Consider the following 20,184-nt stretch of genomic DNA (forward strand, 5'->3'; position numbering starts at 1 on the left):
CCGTTCCGTCCAGCAGGTGCGCATGTCCGCCCGAAGCAGGATCATGTGGGCATGCTGTCCGCCCTGGCGACCATCGTGGCCGCCCTCGCACTCGTGCTGAACGGCCTCATGGCCGGCATCTTCTTCGCGTTCTCCAACTCGATCACACCCGGCCTCGGCGCGATCGACCCGGCGCAGGCCGTGACCGCCATGCGCAGCATCAACCAGAAGATCCTGAACCCGGCGTTCCTCGCCGTGTTCGTGCTGTCGCCGTTCGCCTCGGCGGCTGCCGGCGTGCTCCTGCTGCTGCTCGGTGAGACCGCGGCCGCGATCTGGTTCTTCGCGGCCGGCGCGGTCTACGCCCTGGGCGCGTTCCTGCCCACGGCCGCGCTCAACGTGCCGATGAACAACGCCCTCGAAGCCGGCGAGCTGGACTGGCAGGGATACGGGCACCGCTGGACGCGCTGGAACACCGTGCGCGCCGCCGCGAACGTCATCGCCCTGCTCCTGATCGGCGCCGGGCTGTGGGTGTGGCAGTGATCGGCGCGGGATTCCGCACCGATCGCTGATCACATGTTGATCATGTGGCCGGCCAGGCCGTGGATCGCCTCCTTGACCGCTTCGCCGAGGGTCGGGTGGGCGTGCACGTTGCGGGCCACCTCGTGGACGGTGAGGTCCCACTGCTGGGCCAGCGTCAGCTCCGGCAGCAGCTCGGTGACCTCGGGGCCGATCAGGTGGGCGCCGAGCAGCTCGCCGTACTTCTCGTCACTGATGATCTTGACGAAGCCGGCCGCGTCACCCAGGCCGTGCGCCTTGCCGTTGGCGGTGAACGGGAACTTCGCCACCTTGACGTCGTAGCCGAGGTCGCGCGCCTGAGTCTCGGTGTAGCCGAAGCTGGCCACCTGCGGCTGGCAGTAGGTGGCGCGCGGGATCATCACGTAGTCGAGCTCCATGGTCTCGGCCCCCGCGATGGTCTCCGCGGCGATGATGCCCATCGACTCCGCCGCGTGGGCCAGCATGAGCTTGGCGGTGACGTCGCCGATCGCGAAGATGTGCGGCACGTTGGTGCGCAGCCGGCCGTCGACCGCGACCGCACCCCGGTCGGTGAGGGCGACGCCGGTCTTCTCCAGCCCGTAGCCGTCGACCCGCGGCTGGAAGCCGATCGCCTGCAGCACCTTGTCCGCCTCCAGCACCTGCTGCTGGCCGTCGCGGGAGACGGTCACCTTGACGGAGGAACCGGTGTCCTCGATGTTCTCCACGCGGGTGGAGGTGAGCACCTGGATGCCGAGCCGCTTGTAGCGCTTGGCCAGCTCGGCCGAGACCTCTTCGTCCTCCAGCGGCACGACGCGGTCGAGGAACTCCACGATCGTCACCTTGACGCCGTAGTTGTGCATCACGTACGCGAACTCCACGCCGATCGCACCCGCGCCCGCGATGATGACGCTCTCCGGCAGCTCCTCGGAGAGGATCTGCTCCTCGTACGTCACCACGCGCTCCGAGAGCGACGTGCCGGGGATCAGCCGGGTGGAGGCGCCGGTGGCGATGATGCAGTTGTCGAAGGTGATCGTCTCGTCGTTCACCTGCAGCGTGTTGGCGTCAAGGAAGGTGCCGCGGCCGTCGTACTCCGTGATGGAGTTCTTCTTCATCAGGTAGTGCACGCCCTTGACCCGGCCGTCCGCCACCTTGCGGCTGCGCGTGAACGCCGCGCCGTAGTCGAAGCTGACCTCGCCGGTGATGCCGAAGGTCTTGGCCTCGTTGTTGAAGATGTGGGCCAGCTCGGCGTTGCGCAGCAGCGCCTTGGACGGGATGCAGCCCACGTTCAGGCAGACGCCACCCCAGTACTTCTCCTCGATGACCGCTGCGCGCAGGCCGAGCTGGGCGGCGCGGACCGCTGCCGTGTATCCCCCCGGACCCGCGCCGAGAACGACGACGTCATAGTGAGTGCTCATGCGTCGGACGATACCGCTCGCCCAGGTGCACCCCGGACCGTCACCCCTGCCGCTAGACCTCCACCTTGTACGTCAAGGTCAGCTCGTCGGCTGGAACGCCGCGAATACCCCAGTTCACTTGCGGCATCTCGATGATCGTGATCTCCACGTCGGCCGCGGGGAAGGGAAGCGTCTGGTAGATCGTACGGATCAGCGAGCGTTTGGCGTAGTCGCTGCGGCCGGTGAAGCAGACCACCTCGATGATCAGATAGCCGTCGCCGCGCTGCGGGCAGATGAAGTCCTCGGCGTCCAGCAGGACGAACCGGTGGAACCGCTTTTCCTCGGGCAGCCCCCACGCGCTGACGAGGCAGGACTGCAGGAGATCCGACACCTCCCGCTGCCGCCCGGCCCACACGTCCCGACGCCCGTAAACCTTCACCTGTGCCATGTCGGCCACTATAGGTGGGTGATTCGCATACTGCTCGCCGACGACGAAGCCATGATCCGCGCCGGGATCAGGGCCATCCTCGGGTCGGACCCGGAGCTCGACGTGGTCGCCGAGGCCGCCGACGGGCGGGAGGCGGTCGACCTGGCCATCAGCCACTACCCGGACGTGGCGCTGCTCGACATCCGGATGCCCCGGCTCGACGGGCTGGCGGCGGCGGCCGAGATCCGCCGGACGGCGCCGGGCACCGCCGTGGTGATGCTGACCACATTCGGCGAGGACGACTACATCGCCAAGGCGCTCGACGTCGGGGTGAGTGGATTCCTGCTCAAGTCGGGCGACCCGCGCGAGCTCATCGCCGGCATCCACGCCGTCGCGGACGGCGCCGCCTACCTGTCGCCCAAGGTCGCCCAGCGCGTCATCACCCAGCTCGCCGGGGGACGCATGGCACGCGGCGCGGCCGCCCGCGACCGCATCCAGGGCCTCACCGAACGCGAGCGCGAGGTGCTCGCCCTGGTCGGAGCCGGGCTGTCGAACGCCGAGATCGCCGGGCGGCTGCACATCGTGGAGGGCACCGTGAAGGCGTACGTGAGCGCCATCCTCACCCGGCTCGACGTCCGCAACCGTGTCCAGGCCGCGATCATCGCCCACGAGGCCGGGTTGGTAGCCTGACGCGTGATGTATCGCCTCGTGTTCACGCAGGTCTTGCGGCGTCTCGACGCCGAGGCCGTGCACCACCGCACCGTCAGGGCCCTCGCGCTCCTCGCCAGGCTGCCCCTGCTCAAGCGACTGCTCCACCGGGCGCTCGCACCGCACGACCCCGCCCTGCGCGTGAGCGCCTTCGGCGTGCACTTCCCCGGCCCGCTCGGGCTGGCCGCCGGATTCGACAAGGACGCCGCCTGCGCCGAGGGGATCGCCGCGCTCGGCTTCTCCCACGTCGAGGTCGGCACCATCACCGCGCACGCCCAGCCGGGCAACCCCCGCCCCCGCCTGTTCCGGCTGGTGCCGCAGCGGGCGGTCATCAACCGGATGGGGTTCAACAACGCCGGCGCCGCGGCCGCCGCCCGCCGGCTGCGCCGCACCCGCGGGGTGCCGGTCGTGGTGGGCGTCAACATCGGCAAGACCAAGGTGGTGCCCGAAGCCGAGGCGGCCGACGACTATGTCGCCAGCGCCAAGGAGCTCGCGCCGCTGGCCGACTATCTGGTCGTCAACGTCAGCTCACCCAACACGCCCGGCCTGCGCGACCTGCAGGCCGTCACGCTGCTGCGCCCCCTGCTGTCGGCGGTCAAGGAGGTCGCCGACGGGACGCCCCGCCGCACCCCGCTGCTCGTCAAGATCGCCCCGGACCTCGCGGACGAGGACGTCGACGCCGTCGCGGACCTGGCCGTGGAGCTCGGCCTCGACGGCATCATCGCCACCAACACCACGATCAGGCACGGCGGCGAGACGGGCGGCCTGTCAGGCCGCCCGCTCAAGGCCCGCTCGCTCGAAGTGCTGCGCCGCCTGCGGGCCAAGGTCGGCGACCGGCTCGTGCTGGTCTCGGTCGGCGGGGTGGAGGACGTCGACGATGTCTGGGAACGCCTGCTCGCCGGCGCCACCCTGGTGCAGGGTTACACCGGCTGGATCTACGGCGGGCCGCTGTGGGCCTCCCGCATCCACCGCCAGCTCTCCCGCCGCGTCCGCCGCCACCGGCTCTCCTCGATCACCGAGATCATCGGCCGCACGGCTTAGGGGGCCGGGGTGGTGACGCGACTCGGTGAGATCCCGGCACGGTCGTGCGCGAGTTATCTCGAGCTGGCCGACCGCCACGCGCCCGGGCTGGTGGAAGGGCTCTACCTGCAGGGGTCCGTCGCGCTCGGCGACTTCACGCCGGGCGCCAGCGACATCGACTTCGTCGCGGTGGTCGCCGAGCCGTTCGATCCCGCCCCGCTGCGCGCCGTTCACGCCGAGCTGAAGGCGCGCCACCCGAAGCCCCACTTCGACGGGCTCTACGTCACCTGGGACGACCTGCGCGAGGATCCCGAGCGGAGCCCGGCGGGCGTGTCCGTGCACGAATGGCGGGTGCGGGAGAGCAGCAGGTTCGAGCGGCACCTGGTGACCTGGCACGTGCTGGCCCAGGGCGGTGTCGCGGTGCGCGGGCCGGAGGTGGAGACCCTCGGCGTCCACACGGACTGGGCCGCGCTGGCCGAGGGGACCAGGGCCAACCTGGCCACCTACTGGACCCGGTGGCTGGAGCGCAGCTCACGGCCCGCGACGTGGATGGGGATGGCCGCGCTGAGCGACTATCAGACGACCTGGGGCGTGCTCGGCGTCACCCGGCTGCACCACACGCTGGCCTCGGGGCGGGTGACCTCCAAGACGGCGGCGGGCGCCTACGCGCTGGCCGCGTTCGGCGAGCGCTGGCACCGGATCGTGCGGGAGGCGGTGCGCATCCGCACAGGCGGCCCGGCGCTCTATCGCAGCCCGTTTCGCCGTCGCGCCGACATGCTCGCCTACATGTCCATGGTGCTGAACACCCGGCCTATGGTGAGGGAGTGATCGTGGACGAGGTCGAGCTCGGCGGCGGGGTCGCTCTGCGCCCGTTGAAATCGAACGACGCGGCCGAGGTCGCGCGGGCGTACGCGCGCAACCGCGAGCACCTGAGCCCATGGGAGCCGCGCCGCGCCGCCGACTTCTACACCCTGGCAGGGCAGGTGACCCGGGTGCGGGACCAGCTCGAACAGCGCGCGGCAGGCCGGTTGATGCCGTGGCTGCTCGTCGACGGCCGGCGGGTCGTCGGCGCCGTCAACCTGTCCGGCATCACGCTCGGCGCGTTCCGCAGCGCCAGTCTCGGCTACTGGATGGACTCCGGCTACACCGGCCGGGGTCTGGCCACCAGCGCGGTCGAGGTGGTCTGCCGGGTGGCCGGCGAGCGGCTCGGACTCCACAGGATCGAGGCGGGAACCCTGCTGCACAACGCCGGCTCCCAGCGCGTCCTGCGTAAGGCGGGCTTCGAGCTCATCGGGACCGCGCCCCGCTATCTGCACATCGACGGCGAGTGGCGTGACCACCTGCTGTTCCAGCGCATCCTCCACGACCGGCCGCCCGGGTGAGCCGCGGGACTGTCGTAGCGGGGCGTTAGTGTCCGTGCGTCGGATGCCGGTGACGGCGAGGAGTTCAGGGTGACCACGCTCGCGAGATCGGAGCCGGCGGAGGTGGAGGCCTCCGTCGAGCAGCTCGTGCACATCGGCGAGGACGACTACACCGTCGCACGCATGAGCTCCGACGACGCGGGCGCCTTCGTCGCCTCGGGGCGGGCGCTGGCCGGGGTGCAGCCGGGGGAGCGGCTCCTGCTGGCCGGCGAGTGGGGAGAGCACCCGCGCTTCGGCGGCCGGCTGCTGGTCAAGCGGTGCGAGCGGGTGGCGCCGTCCACCGTCCGCGCCATCACCCTCTATCTGGGGTCGGGGCTGATCCGGGGAGTGGGGCCCCGGCTGGCCCACGCCATCGTCAGCCACTTCGGCGAGCAGACGCTGAAGGTCATCGACGCCGAGCCGGAGCGGCTGCGCGAGGTCGTCAACATCGGCGCCGTCAGGCAGGCGCAGATCGTCGAGGCGTGGGCCGAGCAGAAGGCGGTGGCCGAGCTCATGGTCGCCCTGCAGGGGTTCGGGGTCAGCCCCCTGCTCGCGGCCAAGATCTACCAGTCCTACGGCAACGACGCGCTGCGTGTCCTGACCAGCGACCCCTACCAGCTGGTGGGTAGGGTGCGGGGAATCGCCTTCCACACCGCCGACCGGATCGCGCTGCGCTCCGGAGTGCCGGCGAGCAGCCCGCAGCGGATCAAGGCGGCGGTGGTGGACCGCCTGGAGACGGCGGCGGCCGGCGGCGGGCACTGCTTCCTGGCGCTGCGCGCTCTGCTCGCCCAGGTGTCCGCCCTGGTCGAGCAGGACGAGGAGCCGATCCGGCGGGCGGTCGACGCGCTTCACGCCGAGCGCAGGGTGGTCGTCGAGGCGTCGATGACCGACGCGAGCCAGGTGGTCGTCTACGGCAAGCAGGAGCACAGCCGCGAGCTGGCGCTGGCCGCACACCTGGCCAGGCTCTGCCAGGCGCGCTCGACGATGCGGCTGCGCCCCTTCAAGGAGGACCAGCGGCTGCACGAGGACCAGCGGGCCGCCGTCAACCTGGTGCTGACCAGCACCGTGTCCGTCCTGACCGGCGGCCCGGGCTGCGGCAAGAGCCACACCGTCGCGGCGATCGCGGCCACCGTGCGGGCGATGGGCTGCAGGGTGACGCTGACCGCGCCGACGGGCAAGGCCGCCAAACGCCTCTCGGAGCTCACCGGCCTGCCCGCGATGACCGTCCACCGGATGCTCGCCCACCAGGCGGAGCCTGAAGACGGCATGCTGTTCCAGGAGCACCCCGCCGAGGCGGACCTCATCGTGGTGGACGAGGCGTCCATGCTGGACCTGCAACTGGCCACCCGGCTGACGGCCGCCATCCCCTCTGGCAGCCACCTGCTGCTGGTCGGCGACAGCGACCAGCTCCCCAGCATCGGGCCCGGCAGGGTGCTGGCCGACGTGCTGAACGTGGCGGAGATCCCCCGCGTCCGGCTGACCCACATCTTCCGCCAGGCGCAGGACAGCGGCATCGTCCAGGCCGCCCACCACATCCGCACCGGCGAGCTGCCACCCCTGCCGGGCGGCGGCGGCTTCTGGTTCGAAGAGCTGGACGAGGCGTCCCTCGTGGCCGAGCGGGTGATCCACCTGGCGACGGAGGCCATCCCCAGAAAACAGGGCATCCGCCCCGACCAGGTCCAGGTCCTCTGCCCGATGCGCAAGGGCGCGACGGGCACCGTCGAGCTCGGCCGCCGGCTCCAGGAGCGCCTCAACCCACCCAGGGACGACGTGGACGAGCACTGGTACGGCTCCACGGTCTTCAGAGTGGGCGACAGGGTCATGTCCATCCGCAACAACTACGAAAAAGGCATCTTCAACGGAGAGATAGCCACCGTCACCGCGATCAACCCGAGAGACAGACAGATAGACATCACAACGGACGACATCCAGACAGTCGAGTACGCCTTCGACGAGCTGGACGAACTCACTCACGCCTACGCGATAAGCGTCCACCGCTCCCAGGGCAGCGAATACCCCTTCGTCGTCGCTCCCATAGTCGCCGAATCCGGCGGCATCATGCTCCGCCGCCGCCTCCTCTACACCCTCATCACCAGAGCGAAATCCTGGGTGGTCCTCGTAGGCCAGAGAGACGCCCTTGAGCTGGCCGTACACCGCCTGGGCGACAGAAGGAACACCGCCCTCGCCCAACGCCTCTCACTATTGACCCCATGAGCGTCAAAGGCGGGCGCGGTTACGACGGCCTACCCCATGCGGTGTCGGCCGTGCCGCAAACCAGAAGGCAGAAACCCCGCCGGCGGAAAGGCGCGCCGCGCGGAAGTCAGGTGCTCGGGCGAGTCGATTCGGCGTCGTGGGTCATGGCGTCGATGCGGGACATCACCGCGGTCACCTCGACCACGCCCGGCCGGTGGGGCCGGCGGCGCTGCCAGGGACGAGGGCCGGCCAGGGGCCTGTATTCGACGCCGAGCGCGTCCAGCCGCCCCAGGTGCGACTCGAGCCGCCCGGCGAAGTCCGCGTTCGGTCCCCAGCCGATCTCGGCGACCGCGCAGGCGCGCGGCCACAGCCGGTAGTCCACGGTACGGGCGTCGGGCACGCGTTCGGTCCAGAGCTGGGCCTGCGCGCCCAGGACGCGGGCCCGCTCGTCGGCGGTCCAGTCAGCGGGGGCGGGATCGAAGGCGGCCACGTCCGCGACGGTGACGCTCTCACCGATCGCCAGCGGCTCGTCGGCGGAGGCGGCCTCGGCGTAGTCGAAGTAGAGGGGGAAGACGGGGGTGGCGACCACGTCGTGGCCTGCGGCGGCGGCGCGGCGCCCGACGTTCATGCCGCGCCACGGCATGACGACGGTGTCATGCCGCAGGCCGCCGCTGACGAACGCCTCGTCCCAGACCACCGCGCGCGAGCCCCGCTCCGCCAGCGCGTCGGCGAGCTGCCGCAGGAACCACGCCTGCAGGTCGTTGGACGTGGCCAGGCCGAGGGACTCGCGGTAGGCGACGATCTCGGGGGAGGCCGTCCAGTGGTCCAGGACGACCTCGTCGCCGCCGATGTGGACGTAGGGGGTGTCGCCGAGGGCGGACAGGAGCTCGTCGAAGATCGTGGTGAGGAACTCGATCGTGGGCGGCAGCGGCGACAGGATGGCGGGGGAGATGCCCCAGCGGTCCATGACGTCGTGCTCCTCGCCCGTGGCCCCGAACGAGGGGTAGGCGGCCAGGATCGCCGAGGCGTGGCCGGGCACGTCGATCTCGGGGACGATCGTGACGGCGCGGGCACGGGCGTAGGCGGCGAGTTCGGCCAGGTCGGCGAGGGTGTAGTAGCCGCCGTGCGGGATGCCGTCGTAGGCCTCCGGCTCGCGGTAGTAGTGGGTGGCGGTGCGCGGCCGGTGCGAGGAGATCTCGTGCAGCAGCGGATAGGCCTCGCTCTCCACCCGCCAGCCCTGGTCGTCGGCCAGGTGCAGGTGGAGATGGTTGAGCTTGTGCACGGCCATCAGGTCGACCAGCCGCATGATCTCCCGCTTGGGGAAGAAGTGCCTGGCCACGTCGAGGTGCAGGCCGCGCCACGGGAATCGAGGTGAGTCCTCGATCCGGACGCCGGGCACGGTCCACGAGCCCTGCGCGGTGACGCGGTAGGAGGCGTCGGGCAGGAGCTGGTGCACCGACTGGGCGGCGTAGAAGGCGCCCGCCGGGCCGCCCGCGGTGATCTCGATCCCTCGCGAGCCCGCGGTCAGCCGGTAGCCCTCGGCGCCGAGCGCCGCCTCGTGCCGGACGTCGATCGCGCCGTCGTCGCCGGGCCGCAGGTCGAGCAGGGGCAGCGCGGTGCGGATCGGGTCGATCAGATCGGCCGGCCCGGAGATGGCGGCGCCTGCGGACAGGTCATAGGAACCGGAGAGGGGATTGAGCAGCTTCGGGCGAGGAATCATGGTTCGAGATAGTGCTGCAATCCGTTCGCCAAGGCCAGTGCGATCTTCTGGCGGAACCGCGGATCCTGGAACTTGGCCGCTTCGGCCGGGTTCTTCATGTTGCCGGTCTCGACGAAGATCTTCGGCACGGTCGAGAGGTTCAGGCCGCCGAGGTCATTGCGGTAGTCGAGGGCCTTCGAGCCGATGTAGGTGGAGTAGGGCAGGCCGGTGCCCTTGCGGAAGGCGTCGCGCACGGCCACCCCGAGCCTGGACGAGGCGCCCACGACCGGGTCCACCGGGCCGTTGATCTTCTTCGGCATGATGACGTGGAAGCCGCGGTTGCGGGTCGCGGAGCCGTCGGCGTGGACCGAGATCGCGGCGTCGGCCTTGCTGCGGTTGCCGATGGCGGCCCGCTCGGTGATGCACGGCCCCACGCCGGTGTTGTTCTGCCTGGTCAGCTTGACCTGGGCGCCCCGGCTCCTGAGGATCTTGACGAGCCGGGTGGAGACGTCCCAGGTGAAGGCCGCCTCGGAGTAGCCGCCGGCGGTCGCGGTGCCGGTGGTGTCGCAGGCCTTCCACTGCGTCAGCACGTTCACCTTGCGGTTGATGGCCTTCGGGGCGCGGAAGTTGCCGCCGTTGTGGCCGGGATCGACGACCACCAGCTTGCCGCTGAGCGGCTTGGCCGCGGGCGCCCTGCCGGCCGGCGCGGGCGCCGACGGCGCGCCGGTGCCGTCGGCCTGGGGCCTCGCGGCCTGCTCGGCGGCCTGACCTGCAGCGGGCCCGCCGGAGACGGCGCCGCCGCACGCGGAGGTGATCAGGCCGCATACGGCGAGGACGGAGGCTGCTAGAGCACGCATGGGCTCCAACTTACGTCAAGCCCGGCGCCCGGGTTGCCGGACTCCGTCAAACGCGCCGACCGGACTCACCAGACGTGTTCGCCGACCTCCTGCCGCTGCAGCAGGGCGGCCAGCTCCCGCGCGTCCTCGGCGTCAAGGCCGAGGACGACGCGCGGGCGGCCCCACGGGTGGTCGAGGGAGTGGGCGACGTAGCTGGCGACGGACTCCGCCCCGACATCGGTTCCCCTCCCTCGCCCGGCCCTCCACTGCGCCCAGGCGCGTTCGAGCTCGGCCGCGGCGCGCTGGGCGCAGGACACCAGTTCTGGATCACGCATGACTGTCCCCCCGGATCAGATCGTGACCGGACCGAATCCGGCCACAATTAGCATGACCCTGGCGAGTTAACCGCCGTGCGTCGGTGTCGCGAAGCATGTTGACCCAGCCTTGGCCCGCTCTTAGGCGGATCCCGTGCTGCGGCGCACGATCAGCTCGGGGGTTATCTCGCGCAGCCGGGCGGAGGTGGCCGGGTTGGTGATCCGGTCGCTCAGCAGCGCGGCCGCCGCCCTGCCCATGGCCCGGCGCGGCTGGTCGACGGAGGTCAGGGAGATGCGGCCGGCGGCCGACAGGTGCGTGTTGTCGTAGCCGACCACCGAAAGGTCTTCAGGCACTCGCAGGCCCAGCTCGTCGGCGGCGGAGAGCACGCCGAGCGCTACCACGTCATTGGCGGCGAAGATCGCCGTGGGCCTGGGGTCGCGGGTCAGCAGGGCGAGTGCCGCACTCCTGCCGCCGTCCTCGGTCGAGTCCGCGGCCTCGACCATGATGTAGGGCGCGAGCGAATGCCTGCGCATGGCCACGAGATAGCCCTCGCAGCGGGAGGGGCGCGGGCCCTCGATGTGCGCGATGCGCTTGTGGCCGGACTCGACCAGGTGGTCGATGGCCAGGCGGGCGCCGAGCCGGTCGTCGTCGACGACGATGTCCACGCTGTCCAGCTCGATGTCACGTTCCCCGACGACGACCGTCGGGGTGTATGCGGTGGCCTCGATGAGGGTCTCGCTGGTCGGCGCGATGCCTAACAGGACCAGCCCGTCGACCCTGAGTTCGAGGAAGGCCTCCACGGCCTCGTCCTCGAAGGCGGGGTCCCACTGGCTGTTCCCGATCAGCATGCGCAGGCCGTCGCCGTGCAGGCTCTCCTGCAGCCCGTCGAGGAACTCCGCGTAGAAGGGGTTGTGCAGGTCGGCGACGAGCGCGCCGACGAGGTGGGTGCGGCCTTCGACCAGGCTGCGCGCCACCGCGTTCGGCCGGTAACCGAGTTCGCGGGCCGCCTGCAGCACGGCTTGGCGCCGATGCTCGCTCACGTGCGGGGATCCGCGCAGCACGAGTGAGACCAGCGATTTGGAGACGCCGGCTCGTTCGGCGACGTTGCGGATGGTGGGCCTTGGCCGAGGCAGCGTATCTACCTCTCTCAACTTGGTGATGGTTGAAGTCTTGACGGGCGGTCCTGACATGTGTCTCCCCCGCGATGCGAAGTTGGGCACCTGTCTCACCAAACGATCGAGTTCGCCGCAGGGTACGGCTTCAGGTAAGGGAAGCCTGGTATGCACCTGATCGCCACAGGCCGGTTATTGGGCACGGCGTCGGATACTGTGCAGGTGTGACCACCGGTAAGCCGGCCGGGACAGCGCGGCCGGCACGTCGCAGGCTCAGCGTGGACCGCAGGCGTGAGGAGCTGATGGCGGCGGCACTGGAGTTGTTCAGCACGCGCGACGCCGAGGACGTCTCGATCGACGACGTGGCTTCGGCTGCGGGGGCCTCGCGGGCTCTCGTCTATCACTACTTCGGTGGCAAGCAGGAGCTCTACGTGGCCGCGCTGAGGAGTGCGGCGGAGCAGCTGGAAGCGCGGCTGCGCCCGCATGACGGCGGCAGGCCGCTGGACGAGCTCGCCTCCGGGCTCAAGCGCTACTTCGACTTCGTGGAAGAGCACGCGGCGGGCTTCGCGGCGCTGCTGCGCGGCGGTCCGGCCAACCGGGCGGGCGAGATCGGCGAGATCGTCGACGGCGTGCGCCAGCGGCTGTTCAGGCTCATCCAGAGGCAGATGCGCGTCGAGGATCCGAGCCCGGTGCTGCGCACGACGCTGAGGTCGTGGATCGCCTCGGTGGAGACGGCCGGGCTGGACTGGCTGGAGCATCGCGACGTCGAGCGGGCGACGCTAGAGAAGATGCTGGTCGACCAGATGGTCGCACTGCTGGGTGTGGCGGCGGGCTACGACGCCGACGTCAACCGGCTGCTCGGGCTGCTGACCCGCGAGCAGCTGTCGTAGCTCCCAGGAGAATGGCGCCGGGCGGGCGGCGCCAACTCCCCTTGCGACGTTGAGTCGTCACAGGGGTGGACCGGGTCACGCCGACCTGGCCCACCGTTCAACCCCCCTGAGGTTCGTGACGACCCTGGCACTACTCCGAGCGCTGCTGCGGAATCCCCGCGAGCAGTGCGCGGACCTCGGTCTCCCGGTAACGCCGGTGACCGCCGAGGGTACGAATCGACGTCAACTTGCCCGCCTTGGCCCACCGGGTAACGGTCTTGGGGTCGACCCTGAACATGGTCGCGACCTCAGCGGGCGTGAGCAGTGGCTCGGCCTCGGGTGTACGAGCTGACATTTGTGCGGCCTCTCCTCCGTGTGGACCGGCTTCGCGATCCTGTGACTGCCTTTGCGCGTGTCACGGATGTCCCCCTATGGCCCAGAGCGTGCGGCTTTTCTGAGCCATATGCGGCATCACCCGATGTGACCATACAGCCACGCAGAGCGATTGGCGAGCCCTTCTTTGACCCAACTGCCCGCCCCCATGGCGATGTCACGCTCGGTGATTCTAGCGACACGTTTCGTGGTATCGCAGTGAAAACGGCAAACTACTCAGTTCGCAGAAGACAGCAGCCGCGAGTCGTGACCTACTCATGCAGGTCAGACGGTCGTATTGGGGTTCAGTTGGCAGATTCCAGGAGTTGCATTGACTTCCAGCGAAGGATGACCCTCTGATACATGGCGTAGGCAAGTTCTTCTTGACCCGTGTCCAGTCCCGTCAGGGCCGCGGAAAGCTCCGCCACGGACTGGTCGGCCTGCAAGGCGTCGTCGTCCATGAGGTGCACCAGGCCGCCGTAGTCGAGCTCGACCAGCGAGTGCGGGTGAAACTCCTCCAGCCAGCGCGCCACGTCCTCCACGTCGAAGTTGGCCGAGACGTCCCCCAGGTGCCGGCGCAGCACCTGTAGTGCCCGCGCCGCCCGCCGCCTGGCCTGCGCCATGGAGGTGACGTAGATGAGATTGCGTCCGGTAGCGGTGGTCACGTCCTGCCCGGGTGTGGAAGAGCCGAGCACCAGCCAGCGCTCGTTCCCATCAAACGGTACGAACCACGAGGGCGGCACGTGCCACGCCGTGGTGCGGATGTGGGTGCGCAGGGCCGAGGAGTCGCCCCCGCGCTTGTAGCGGTCGAAGTCGTCGGCCGTCTGGTCGGCGATCGCCTTGGGGACGAAACGGTCCATCAGCTTCACAGGAGTGCTGCCGCGCAGCCTTGAGAACGCCAGCCAGGAGCGCAACCGCGTCTGCCACGGGCAAACGTACAGTCGGTCCTCGACGCGCCGCAGGTAGGCGTTGGGGCTCTCCTGCGACGGAACGGGCTCTGGGGGCATGCCGAGCAGGCGCCTGAGCGACTCGCCGTGCTCGGCCTGAAGGGCGTTGGCACGCCGTGGACGGTCGCGGGAGTCGGCGTAGTCGGCCCAGACCTTGCGCTCAACTTCGGCGAACGCGGTCAGCGGCTCATAGACACGGAGGTAGGCGGCATAGGGCAGCACGCAGGCATCGTGTCATGAAGGCCAACCTGCTCGCATCGTCGTGCCTACTACGCTGGGAGGCGATCTCCGCCGCGAAGGTGCGGCGGACCGGACAGGGAGTCACTACCGTGACCGACGTCTTCAGTTCGTCCCACAAGGACGTTCACGAGCAGGTCGTGTTCTGCGCCGACGAGCAGAGCGGCCTGCGTGCCATCATCGCCGTCCACAACACCGCACTTGGTCCCGCGCTCGGAGGCACCAGGTTCTACCCCTACGCCAGCGAGCAGGCCGCGCTGGCCGACGTGCTCAACCTGGCCAAGGGCATGTCCTACAAGAACGCGCTGGCCGGGCTCGACCACGGCGGCGGCAAGGCCGTCATCATCGGCGACCCGGGCCGCGACAAGAACGAGGCGCTGCTGCGCGCCTACGGCCGGTTCATCCAGTCGCTCGGCGGGCGTTACATCACCGCCTGCGACGTCGGCACCTACAGCGAGGACATGGACATCGTGGCGCGCGAGTCGCGCTTCGTGACGGGCCGCACGCTCGCCCACGGCGGTGCCGGCGACTCCTCCATCCTCACCGCGTTCGGCGTCTTCCAGGGCATGCGCGCCTCGGCCGAGCGGGTCTACGGCACGCCGTCGCTGCACGGCAGGCGGGTGGGCGTGGAAGGCGTCGGCAAGGTCGGCCACCGCCTGGTGGACCTGCTGCGCGAGGACGGCGCCGAGGTGGTGATCTGCGATGTCAGCGAGCAGGCGATCGAGCGTGTGCGGCAGCGTCACCCCGAGGTCGACGTGGTGGCCGACGCGCAGACCATGACGGGTGCCGACATCGACATCTTCGCTCCCTGCGCCCTGGGCGGCGCGCTCGACGAGGCCACCGTGGCGAGGCTGGGAGCCAGGATCGTCTGCGGCGCGGCCAACAACCAGCTCGCCCATCCCGGCGTGGAGAAGCAGCTCGACGAGCGCGGCATCCTCTACGCGCCCGACTACGTGGTCAACTCGGGCGGCGTGATCCAGGTGGCCGATGAGATCGAGGGTTTCAACATGGACCGGGCCCGCGCCAAGGCGACCCAGATCTATGACACGACTCTGAAGATCTTCGGGATCGCCGCTGACGAGGGCGTCCCTCCGGCGGTCGCAGCGGATAGGCTGGCCGAGCGCAGAATGTCGGAAGTCGGGCGTATTCGGGGCATTTGGCTGGGCCGCTGACGCCCCGCGCCCATACGACGTACCGAGCTGGGCACAAAACAGGTACGGTAATAGGCGAACGATAGGCTGACGCCCAAAGTCAGGGCGGCGTCAGTGTGTGGTGCGTTAGCGACGAGGGGTCGGGGACGACCCCACACGAGGGGGTCGAGCCAATGGGGCGCGGCCGAGCAAAGGCCAAGCAGGTCAAGGTTGCTCGCCAGCTGAAGTACAACAGCGGTGGCACAGATCTTGACCGACTTCGCGACGAACTCGGGGTCGGCGAACCCGGCCAGAACGACGACGCCGACGACATCAACGACGAGCTGGCGGATCGCTATGCCGATTACGCCGAGGACTACGGCGCCGGAGACGACGACGAAGACCGTACGTCCGGCCGTCGATAGCCGTTCTTCAGAGTGATCTGGGCACGCGCTCCGGCGCGGGTCCATCGGTTCAGGGTGCGCGAAGCCCCACGGGTAACCGTGGGGCTTTCGTCGTGCCCTCGTCAGCCGTAGCTCGCCTGCCCGGTGCCGGGGACGATCTCGCCCAGCACCCACGCGGGCAGGCCGCGGCCCTTCAGCAGCCGGATCGACTCGTCGGCAGCCTCGGGCGCGACGATCGCGGCCATGCCGACGCCCAGGTTGAAGGTGCGATCCATGTCCCTCTGAACGATGCCGCCGTGGCCGGCCAGCACCTCGAACACGGCGGGCGGAGTCCACGACGAGCGGTCCAGGAGGGCGTCGAGGTGGCCGGGCAGCGAGCGTGACAGGTTGCTCTCGACTCCGCCGCCGGTGATGTGCGCGTAGGCGTGCACGTCGACGGAACGGGCCAGCTCCAGGCAGTCGAGAGAGTAGATGCGCGTCGGCTCCAGCAGCTCCTCGCCCAGCGGCCTGCCCAGCTCCGGCAGCACCGTGTCCAGGGCGAGCCCGGCGTTCTTGAGCACGTGGCGCACCAGGGAGTAGCCGTTGGAGTGGATCCCCGACGACGCCAGCCCCAGCACCACGTCACCCTCCCGCACCCGGGAGGGGCCCAGCATCCGGTCGGCCTCCACGACACCGGTGCCCGCGCCCGCGAGGTCGTACTCGTCAGGGCCCATGGCGCCGGGGTGCTCGGCCGTCTCGCCGCCGACCAGCGCCGCGCCCGCCAGCCGGCAGCCCTCGGCCACCCCGCCGACGATCTCGGCGATCCGCTCCGGGACCACCTTGCCGCAGGCGATGTAGTCGGTCATGAACAGCGGCTCGGCGCCGCACACCACCAGGTCGTCCAGGACCATGCCGACCAGGTCGATCCCGATCGTGTCGTGCTTGCCCCACTGCTGGGCCAGCATCACCTTGGTGCCGACGCCGTCGGTGGAGGTGGCGAGCAGCGGCCGCCTGAAACGCAGCAGGGCCGAGGCGTCGAAGAGCCCGGCGAAGCCGCTGTCGTCGTCGACCACCTCGGGGCGGCGCGACCGGGCCACCTTGTCCTTCATCAGCTCGACGGCGCGCTCGCCCGCCTCGATGTCGACCCCGGCGGCCTCGTAGCTACTCACGCCTTGCTCTCCAACACGAACTTGCCGACGTTGTCCTGGTCGATCGGGATGGGGTAGGAGCCGTCGAAGCAGGCTCGGCACAGGCGCTCCGCGGGGATCGTGGTGGCCTGGGTGAGCCCCTCGAGCGAGATGTAGCCGAGGCTGTCGGCGCCCAGCGAGGCGCGGATCTCCTCCACCGAGAGCGAGCCCGCGATGAGCTCGGCCCTGGTGGCGAAGTCGATGCCGTAGAAGCACGGCCACGACACGGGCGGCGAGGAGATGCGCACGTGAACCTCCCGCGCGCCGGCCTCGCGCAGCATCTTGACGATGGCGCGCTGGGTGTTGCCGCGCACGATCGAGTCGTCGACCACGACCAGGCGCTTGCCCTCAACGACCTCGCGCAGCGGGTTGAGCTTGAGCCGGATGCCCAGCTGGCGGATGGTCTGCGACGGCTGGATGAACGTACGGCCCACGTAGGAGTTCTTCACCAGACCCTGGCCGTAGGGGATCCCGCTCTCCTGGGCGTAGCCGACGGCGGCCGGCGTGCCCGACTCCGGAGTGGGGATGACCAGGTCGGCCTCCACGGGGTGCTCGCGGGCCAGGACGCGGCCCACCTCGACCCGGGTGACCTGCACGCCACGGCCGGCGATGGTGGTGTCGGGACGCGCCAGATAGACGTACTCGAACAGGCAGCCCTTCGGCTCGGCCAGCGCGAACCTGCGCGACCGGACGCCGCGCTCGTCGATCGTCAGCATCTCGCCGGGCTCGATCTCGCGGGTGAACGTGGCGCCCACGATGTCGAGTGCGGCCGTCTCGGACGCGACCACCCAGCCGCGCTCCAGGCGGCCCAGGACCAGCGGGCGGATGCCCTGCGGGTCACGCGCCGCGTAAAGGGTCGTCTCGTCCATGAACACCAGCGAGTAGGCGCCCTTGACCTGCGGCAGCAGCTCGGCGGCGGAGTCCTCGATGGAACGGGTGCGATCCTGCGCCAGCAGCGTGGTGAGCACTTCGGTGTCGGTGGTCGCCCGGGTGGCGCCCGGCGCCAGGCGCTGGGCCAGCTCCGGGGTGTTGATCAGGTTGCCGTTGTGGGCCAGCGCCAGCCCGCCGACGTCGGTGGAGCTCAGCGTCGGCTGAGCGTTCTCCCACACGCTGGAGCCGGTCGTGGAGTAGCGGCAGTGCCCGATCGCCAGGTGCCCACGCAGGGTGCCCAGCACGGACTCGTCGAAGACCTGGGCCACCAGGCCCATGTCCTTGTAGACGAGGATGCGGCTGCCCTCGCTGACTGCGATGCCCGCGGACTCCTGGCCGCGGTGCTGCAACGCGTACAGCCCGTAGTAGGTGAGTTTGGAAACTTCCTCGCCTGGCGCCCAGACACCGAAGACACCACATGCGTCCTTCGGTGCGCGGTCATTGGGGTCCAGGTCATGGCCGAGTCGGCCGTCGCCCTTCAGCACGTACTTCAGTCTAGGTCGGCGACTCTCGTGCTCGCGCACCAGGGGCGGGATCAGGCCGGACGCGCCGGCCGCCGCCTGCGTGTTTGGCGCATGGTGGGCCAAGGATGACCGGGCTCTTACCGTGTCGCATGGTTACAGATGCCGCTCCCGCGAAAGGGTGAAGTATCCGGCATGCAGACCCATCGGGAGACGCAGACGTGACCACACCTGGGGACCCGAACCAGCATCCTCGGCGCGAGGACCGTCCCGACCGGGACGAGCCCGGCCGCGAGCCGGCCTCCTCCGAGGCCACTGACGAGACGCCCGCCTGGTGGACCGAGGGCGCGCCGGAGGAGCCGCCCGCCCACGAGTCGCGTCCGGGTGGGGAGGCCGCGTCCGGGGGTTCCAGAGGCTCCGACGGCGAGCGGGATCCCGAGGAGCCCGGTGAGGGCGAGGAGCCCATCACGCCCGCGCCGCCGGTCGTGCCGCCTCCCGACCAGCCACCGCCCCCCGGACCAGCCGGTCCGGCCCCGGGCCCGGAGCCTGGTCCGGGACCTGTGCCCGATCCAGGTCCGCGCCCCGGTCCCGCGCCCGGTGGCGGTCCCGGCGAGCCTCGGCACCCCGACCTGCCCACCTCGCCCGAGACGCCCGAACCCACGCAGGTTCCTGAGGAGACGGACGCCGAGCGTACGGCGGTCTTCGACACCAGGGACCTGAACCGCCCCGGCGAGACCCAGTCCTACCCGAGGCCCGGTGGCACCCCGCCCTACCCCGGCTGGGAGGAGGCCGCCACGGAGGGTGAGCCCGGCCCCGCGGGCGCGCCGGCCCCGTCCCGCTACGACCCGCCCACCGAGCCACAGGACGCGCCCGGCCCGTACGAGGGCGGGCGGAGGGACCACGGCGAGGAGACCCCGTACGAGGAGCGGACGGCACCTCAGCGCCTCCCCGAAAGCGGTCAGGGCGCGCCGCGTGACGGCGGCGTGTCCCCGCACGGCGACCAGGAGCCCACGGCGTCTCCTTCCGGCCCTTACGGCGGGCAGGAGCCCGGTGGCACGCCTGCCAGCCCGTACGGGCAGGAGCCGCAGGAGCCCGCGGTGCCCGGCACCTCGCCTTCCAGTCCGTACGGCGGGCCGCCGGGAGTCGGGCCGGTCTACGGCGCGCCCGCGGGAGGGGCCGTCCACACGCCGCCGCCGGGTGGGGCGGGGCCGTACTCGCCGGGTGCGGCAGGCCCGTATCCGCCTGACTGGCGGCCGCCCGCCCAGCCCGGCAACGGGCTGGCGACGGCGTCGCTGGTGCTCGGGGTGGCCAGCCCGTTTCTGGTCTTCGTCTGCTTCACCGGTCTGCTCACCGCGATCCTGTCGATCGTGTTCGGCATCGTGGCGCTGGTCAAGCGGGCGGGCAAGGGACGGGCGATCACCGGGATCGCCTTCAGCGCGCTGGCGCTGATTCTCTTCATCGCCGTGGCCATCTGGTTCTACACCGTGATGGTGGAGTGCGGCCAGCTTCCCGGCGCGCTCGCCGACCGCTGCTTCGAGGAGCGGGTCCCCTGGATGGGCACCCCTCGCTAGGGTCCTACGGCAGCGGTAGGTGCTCGGAGAGGTCGGCGCGGGCGCCGCTCGCCGAGACGGCGCCCTTCGCCATGGCGTCGGCCCAGGTGAGGCGGCCGACGGCCAGCTCGATCCAGGTGCGCGCGTCGGTCTCGACCACGTTGGGCGGGGTGCCGCGGGTGTGCCGCGGCCCGGCGACGGCCTGCACCGCGGCGTACGGCGGGACGCGCACCTCCACGGTCCGGCCCGGCGCGGCGGTGGTGAGCCGGTCGAGCAGGTGGCGCACGGCCTGGCGGGCGGCGTCGCGCTCGGGGCTCAGGCCGCGGTCGTAGGCGGTGAGCACGGCGGCCACCAGAGCGTCGGCCAGCGCGGTCGCGGGGCCGTCGTAGGGCGGCTCGTCGAGCGCGACGAGTTGCGCGTCGAGGGCCGCTCTCAGCTTCTCCGGATCCAGCTTGCGTGGTGGCATCGGACCATTGTGCTCTCCGGAAGCGTTCACCGTGC

General features: G+C 70.6%; 21 protein-coding genes. 10 read left to right on the forward strand and 11 right to left on the reverse strand.

The annotated features are described in order from the left end of the window. The first annotated feature begins 51 nt into the window (after positions 1 to 51). Complete coding sequence (locus V5E28_RS38825; protein ID WP_336214583.1) at positions 52 to 519, forward strand: anthrone oxygenase family protein; 468 nt, start codon at positions 52 to 54, stop codon at positions 517 to 519. A 29-nt stretch (positions 520 to 548) separates the two neighbouring features. Here V5E28_RS38825 and lpdA read toward each other — a convergent pair whose 3' ends face one another. Both lpdA and V5E28_RS38835 read right to left on the reverse strand, forming a co-directional pair. Further along, positions 549 to 1,928 (reverse strand): dihydrolipoyl dehydrogenase, encoded by a 1,380-nt coding sequence (lpdA, locus tag V5E28_RS38830; RefSeq protein ID WP_336214585.1) that lies wholly within the window; start codon positions 1,926 to 1,928, stop codon positions 549 to 551. A gap of 52 nt (positions 1,929 to 1,980) precedes the next feature. Next, positions 1,981 to 2,355, reverse strand: a complete 375-nt coding sequence (locus tag V5E28_RS38835; RefSeq protein ID WP_336214587.1) for a tautomerase family protein — start codon at positions 2,353 to 2,355, stop codon at positions 1,981 to 1,983. A gap of 18 nt (positions 2,356 to 2,373) precedes the next feature. On the opposite strand from V5E28_RS38835, the gene V5E28_RS38840 reads away from it, so the two are divergent. From V5E28_RS38840 to recD2, 5 genes are all read left to right on the forward strand, one after another. Continuing rightward, positions 2,374 to 3,024, forward strand: coding sequence for a response regulator transcription factor (locus V5E28_RS38840; RefSeq protein ID WP_336214588.1), 651 nt, complete (start codon positions 2,374 to 2,376; stop codon positions 3,022 to 3,024). Between the two features lie 6 nt (positions 3,025 to 3,030). Beyond that, entirely contained in the window at positions 3,031 to 4,083 is a 1,053-nt protein-coding gene (locus tag V5E28_RS38845) for a quinone-dependent dihydroorotate dehydrogenase (protein ID WP_336214590.1), read from the forward strand. Between the two features lie 12 nt (positions 4,084 to 4,095). Further along, positions 4,096 to 4,890 carry a nucleotidyltransferase domain-containing protein gene (locus tag V5E28_RS38850; protein ID WP_336214592.1) on the forward strand — a complete coding sequence of 265 codons (795 nt, stop codon included), beginning with the start codon at positions 4,096 to 4,098 and terminating at the stop codon, positions 4,888 to 4,890. A gap of 2 nt (positions 4,891 to 4,892) precedes the next feature. Further along, complete coding sequence (locus V5E28_RS38855; protein WP_336214593.1) at positions 4,893 to 5,444, forward strand: GNAT family N-acetyltransferase; 552 nt, start codon at positions 4,893 to 4,895, stop codon at positions 5,442 to 5,444. A gap of 69 nt (positions 5,445 to 5,513) precedes the next feature. After that, positions 5,514 to 7,676, forward strand: coding sequence for an SF1B family DNA helicase RecD2 (recD2, locus tag V5E28_RS38860; RefSeq protein ID WP_336214594.1), 2,163 nt, complete (start codon positions 5,514 to 5,516; stop codon positions 7,674 to 7,676). Between the two features lie 106 nt (positions 7,677 to 7,782). Here recD2 and V5E28_RS38865 read toward each other — a convergent pair whose 3' ends face one another. The 4 genes from V5E28_RS38865 to V5E28_RS38880 form a co-directional block, all read right to left on the reverse strand. Then, positions 7,783 to 9,375, reverse strand: a complete 1,593-nt coding sequence (locus tag V5E28_RS38865; protein WP_336214596.1) for a beta-N-acetylhexosaminidase — start codon at positions 9,373 to 9,375, stop codon at positions 7,783 to 7,785. Continuing rightward, positions 9,372 to 10,211 (reverse strand): N-acetylmuramoyl-L-alanine amidase, encoded by an 840-nt coding sequence (locus V5E28_RS38870; RefSeq protein WP_336214597.1) that lies wholly within the window; start codon positions 10,209 to 10,211, stop codon positions 9,372 to 9,374. Before V5E28_RS38870 ends, V5E28_RS38865 begins: the two co-directional genes overlap by 4 nt. Positions 10,212 to 10,276: 65 nt before the next feature. Continuing rightward, on the reverse strand, positions 10,277 to 10,525 hold the full coding sequence (locus tag V5E28_RS38875; RefSeq protein WP_049572779.1) for a hypothetical protein: 249 nt from the start codon (positions 10,523 to 10,525) through the stop codon (positions 10,277 to 10,279). Positions 10,526 to 10,645: 120 nt separating this feature from the next. Then, positions 10,646 to 11,656 carry a LacI family DNA-binding transcriptional regulator gene (locus V5E28_RS38880; RefSeq protein ID WP_336214601.1) on the reverse strand — a complete coding sequence of 337 codons (1,011 nt, stop codon included), beginning with the start codon at positions 11,654 to 11,656 and terminating at the stop codon, positions 10,646 to 10,648. A 185-nt stretch (positions 11,657 to 11,841) separates the two neighbouring features. On the opposite strand from V5E28_RS38880, the gene V5E28_RS38885 reads away from it, so the two are divergent. Continuing rightward, a complete protein-coding gene (locus tag V5E28_RS38885) occupies positions 11,842 to 12,507 on the forward strand; it encodes a TetR/AcrR family transcriptional regulator (protein ID WP_336214602.1) in 666 nt (221 codons plus the stop codon). A 130-nt stretch (positions 12,508 to 12,637) separates the two neighbouring features. Here the strand turns inward: V5E28_RS38885 and bldC are convergent, their stop codons facing one another. Both bldC and V5E28_RS38895 read right to left on the reverse strand, forming a co-directional pair. Further along, complete coding sequence (bldC, locus tag V5E28_RS38890; RefSeq protein ID WP_013133571.1) at positions 12,638 to 12,841, reverse strand: developmental transcriptional regulator BldC; 204 nt, start codon at positions 12,839 to 12,841, stop codon at positions 12,638 to 12,640. A gap of 322 nt (positions 12,842 to 13,163) precedes the next feature. After that, positions 13,164 to 14,027: a hypothetical protein gene (locus tag V5E28_RS38895; RefSeq protein WP_336214634.1), complete on the reverse strand. Its 864-nt coding sequence runs from the start codon at positions 14,025 to 14,027 to the stop codon at positions 13,164 to 13,166. Positions 14,028 to 14,134: 107 nt separating this feature from the next. Here V5E28_RS38895 and V5E28_RS38900 point away from each other — a divergent pair, with 107 nt between their 5' ends. Both V5E28_RS38900 and V5E28_RS38905 read left to right on the forward strand, forming a co-directional pair. Further along, positions 14,135 to 15,214, forward strand: a complete 1,080-nt coding sequence (locus V5E28_RS38900) for a Glu/Leu/Phe/Val family dehydrogenase (protein WP_336214635.1) — start codon at positions 14,135 to 14,137, stop codon at positions 15,212 to 15,214. A 152-nt stretch (positions 15,215 to 15,366) separates the two neighbouring features. Further along, positions 15,367 to 15,597, forward strand: a complete 231-nt coding sequence (locus tag V5E28_RS38905; RefSeq protein ID WP_336214636.1) for a DUF3073 domain-containing protein — start codon at positions 15,367 to 15,369, stop codon at positions 15,595 to 15,597. 101 nt (positions 15,598 to 15,698) lie between these two features. Here V5E28_RS38905 and purM read toward each other — a convergent pair whose 3' ends face one another. Further along, positions 15,699 to 16,724 (reverse strand): phosphoribosylformylglycinamidine cyclo-ligase, encoded by a 1,026-nt coding sequence (purM, locus tag V5E28_RS38910; protein WP_336214638.1) that lies wholly within the window; start codon positions 16,722 to 16,724, stop codon positions 15,699 to 15,701. Next, positions 16,721 to 18,157, reverse strand: coding sequence for an amidophosphoribosyltransferase (gene purF, locus V5E28_RS38915; RefSeq protein ID WP_336214639.1), 1,437 nt, complete (start codon positions 18,155 to 18,157; stop codon positions 16,721 to 16,723). The genes purM and purF overlap by 4 nt, the downstream gene beginning before the upstream one ends. A 197-nt stretch (positions 18,158 to 18,354) precedes the next feature. Here purF and V5E28_RS38920 point away from each other — a divergent pair, with 197 nt between their 5' ends. Then, positions 18,355 to 19,704: a hypothetical protein gene (locus tag V5E28_RS38920; protein WP_336214641.1), complete on the forward strand. Its 1,350-nt coding sequence runs from the start codon at positions 18,355 to 18,357 to the stop codon at positions 19,702 to 19,704. A gap of 4 nt (positions 19,705 to 19,708) precedes the next feature. Here the strand turns inward: V5E28_RS38920 and V5E28_RS38925 are convergent, their stop codons facing one another. After that, a complete protein-coding gene (locus tag V5E28_RS38925; protein WP_336214643.1) occupies positions 19,709 to 20,149 on the reverse strand; it encodes a sterol carrier family protein in 441 nt (146 codons plus the stop codon). Between the last annotated feature and the right edge of the window lie 35 nt (positions 20,150 to 20,184).

This window comes from Nonomuraea sp. LPB2021202275-12-8 (genome assembly GCF_037044575.1).
Lineage (GTDB): Bacteria > Actinomycetota > Actinomycetes > Streptosporangiales > Streptosporangiaceae > Nonomuraea.

What these genes read in the sequence shown, in the direction of transcription:
- V5E28_RS38825 (WP_336214583.1), top strand. Translation starts at nt 52, where the DNA reads ATGCTGTCCGCCCTGGCGACCATCGTGGCCGCCCTCGCACTCGTGCTG.
- lpdA (WP_336214585.1), bottom strand. Translation starts at nt 1,928, where the DNA reads ATGAGCACTCACTATGACGTCGTCGTTCTCGGCGCGGGTCCGGGGGGA.
- V5E28_RS38835 (WP_336214587.1), bottom strand. Translation starts at nt 2,355, where the DNA reads ATGGCACAGGTGAAGGTTTACGGGCGTCGGGACGTGTGGGCCGGGCGG.
- V5E28_RS38845 (WP_336214590.1), top strand. Translation starts at nt 3,031, where the DNA reads ATGTATCGCCTCGTGTTCACGCAGGTCTTGCGGCGTCTCGACGCCGAG.
- V5E28_RS38865 (WP_336214596.1), bottom strand. Translation starts at nt 9,375, where the DNA reads ATGATTCCTCGCCCGAAGCTGCTCAATCCCCTCTCCGGTTCCTATGAC.
- V5E28_RS38870 (WP_336214597.1), bottom strand. Translation starts at nt 10,211, where the DNA reads ATGCGTGCTCTAGCAGCCTCCGTCCTCGCCGTATGCGGCCTGATCACC.
- V5E28_RS38875 (WP_049572779.1), bottom strand. Translation starts at nt 10,525, where the DNA reads ATGCGTGATCCAGAACTGGTGTCCTGCGCCCAGCGCGCCGCGGCCGAG.
- bldC (WP_013133571.1), bottom strand. Translation starts at nt 12,841, where the DNA reads ATGTCAGCTCGTACACCCGAGGCCGAGCCACTGCTCACGCCCGCTGAG.
- V5E28_RS38905 (WP_336214636.1), top strand. Translation starts at nt 15,367, where the DNA reads ATGGGGCGCGGCCGAGCAAAGGCCAAGCAGGTCAAGGTTGCTCGCCAG.
- V5E28_RS38925 (WP_336214643.1), bottom strand. Translation starts at nt 20,149, where the DNA reads ATGCCACCACGCAAGCTGGATCCGGAGAAGCTGAGAGCGGCCCTCGAC.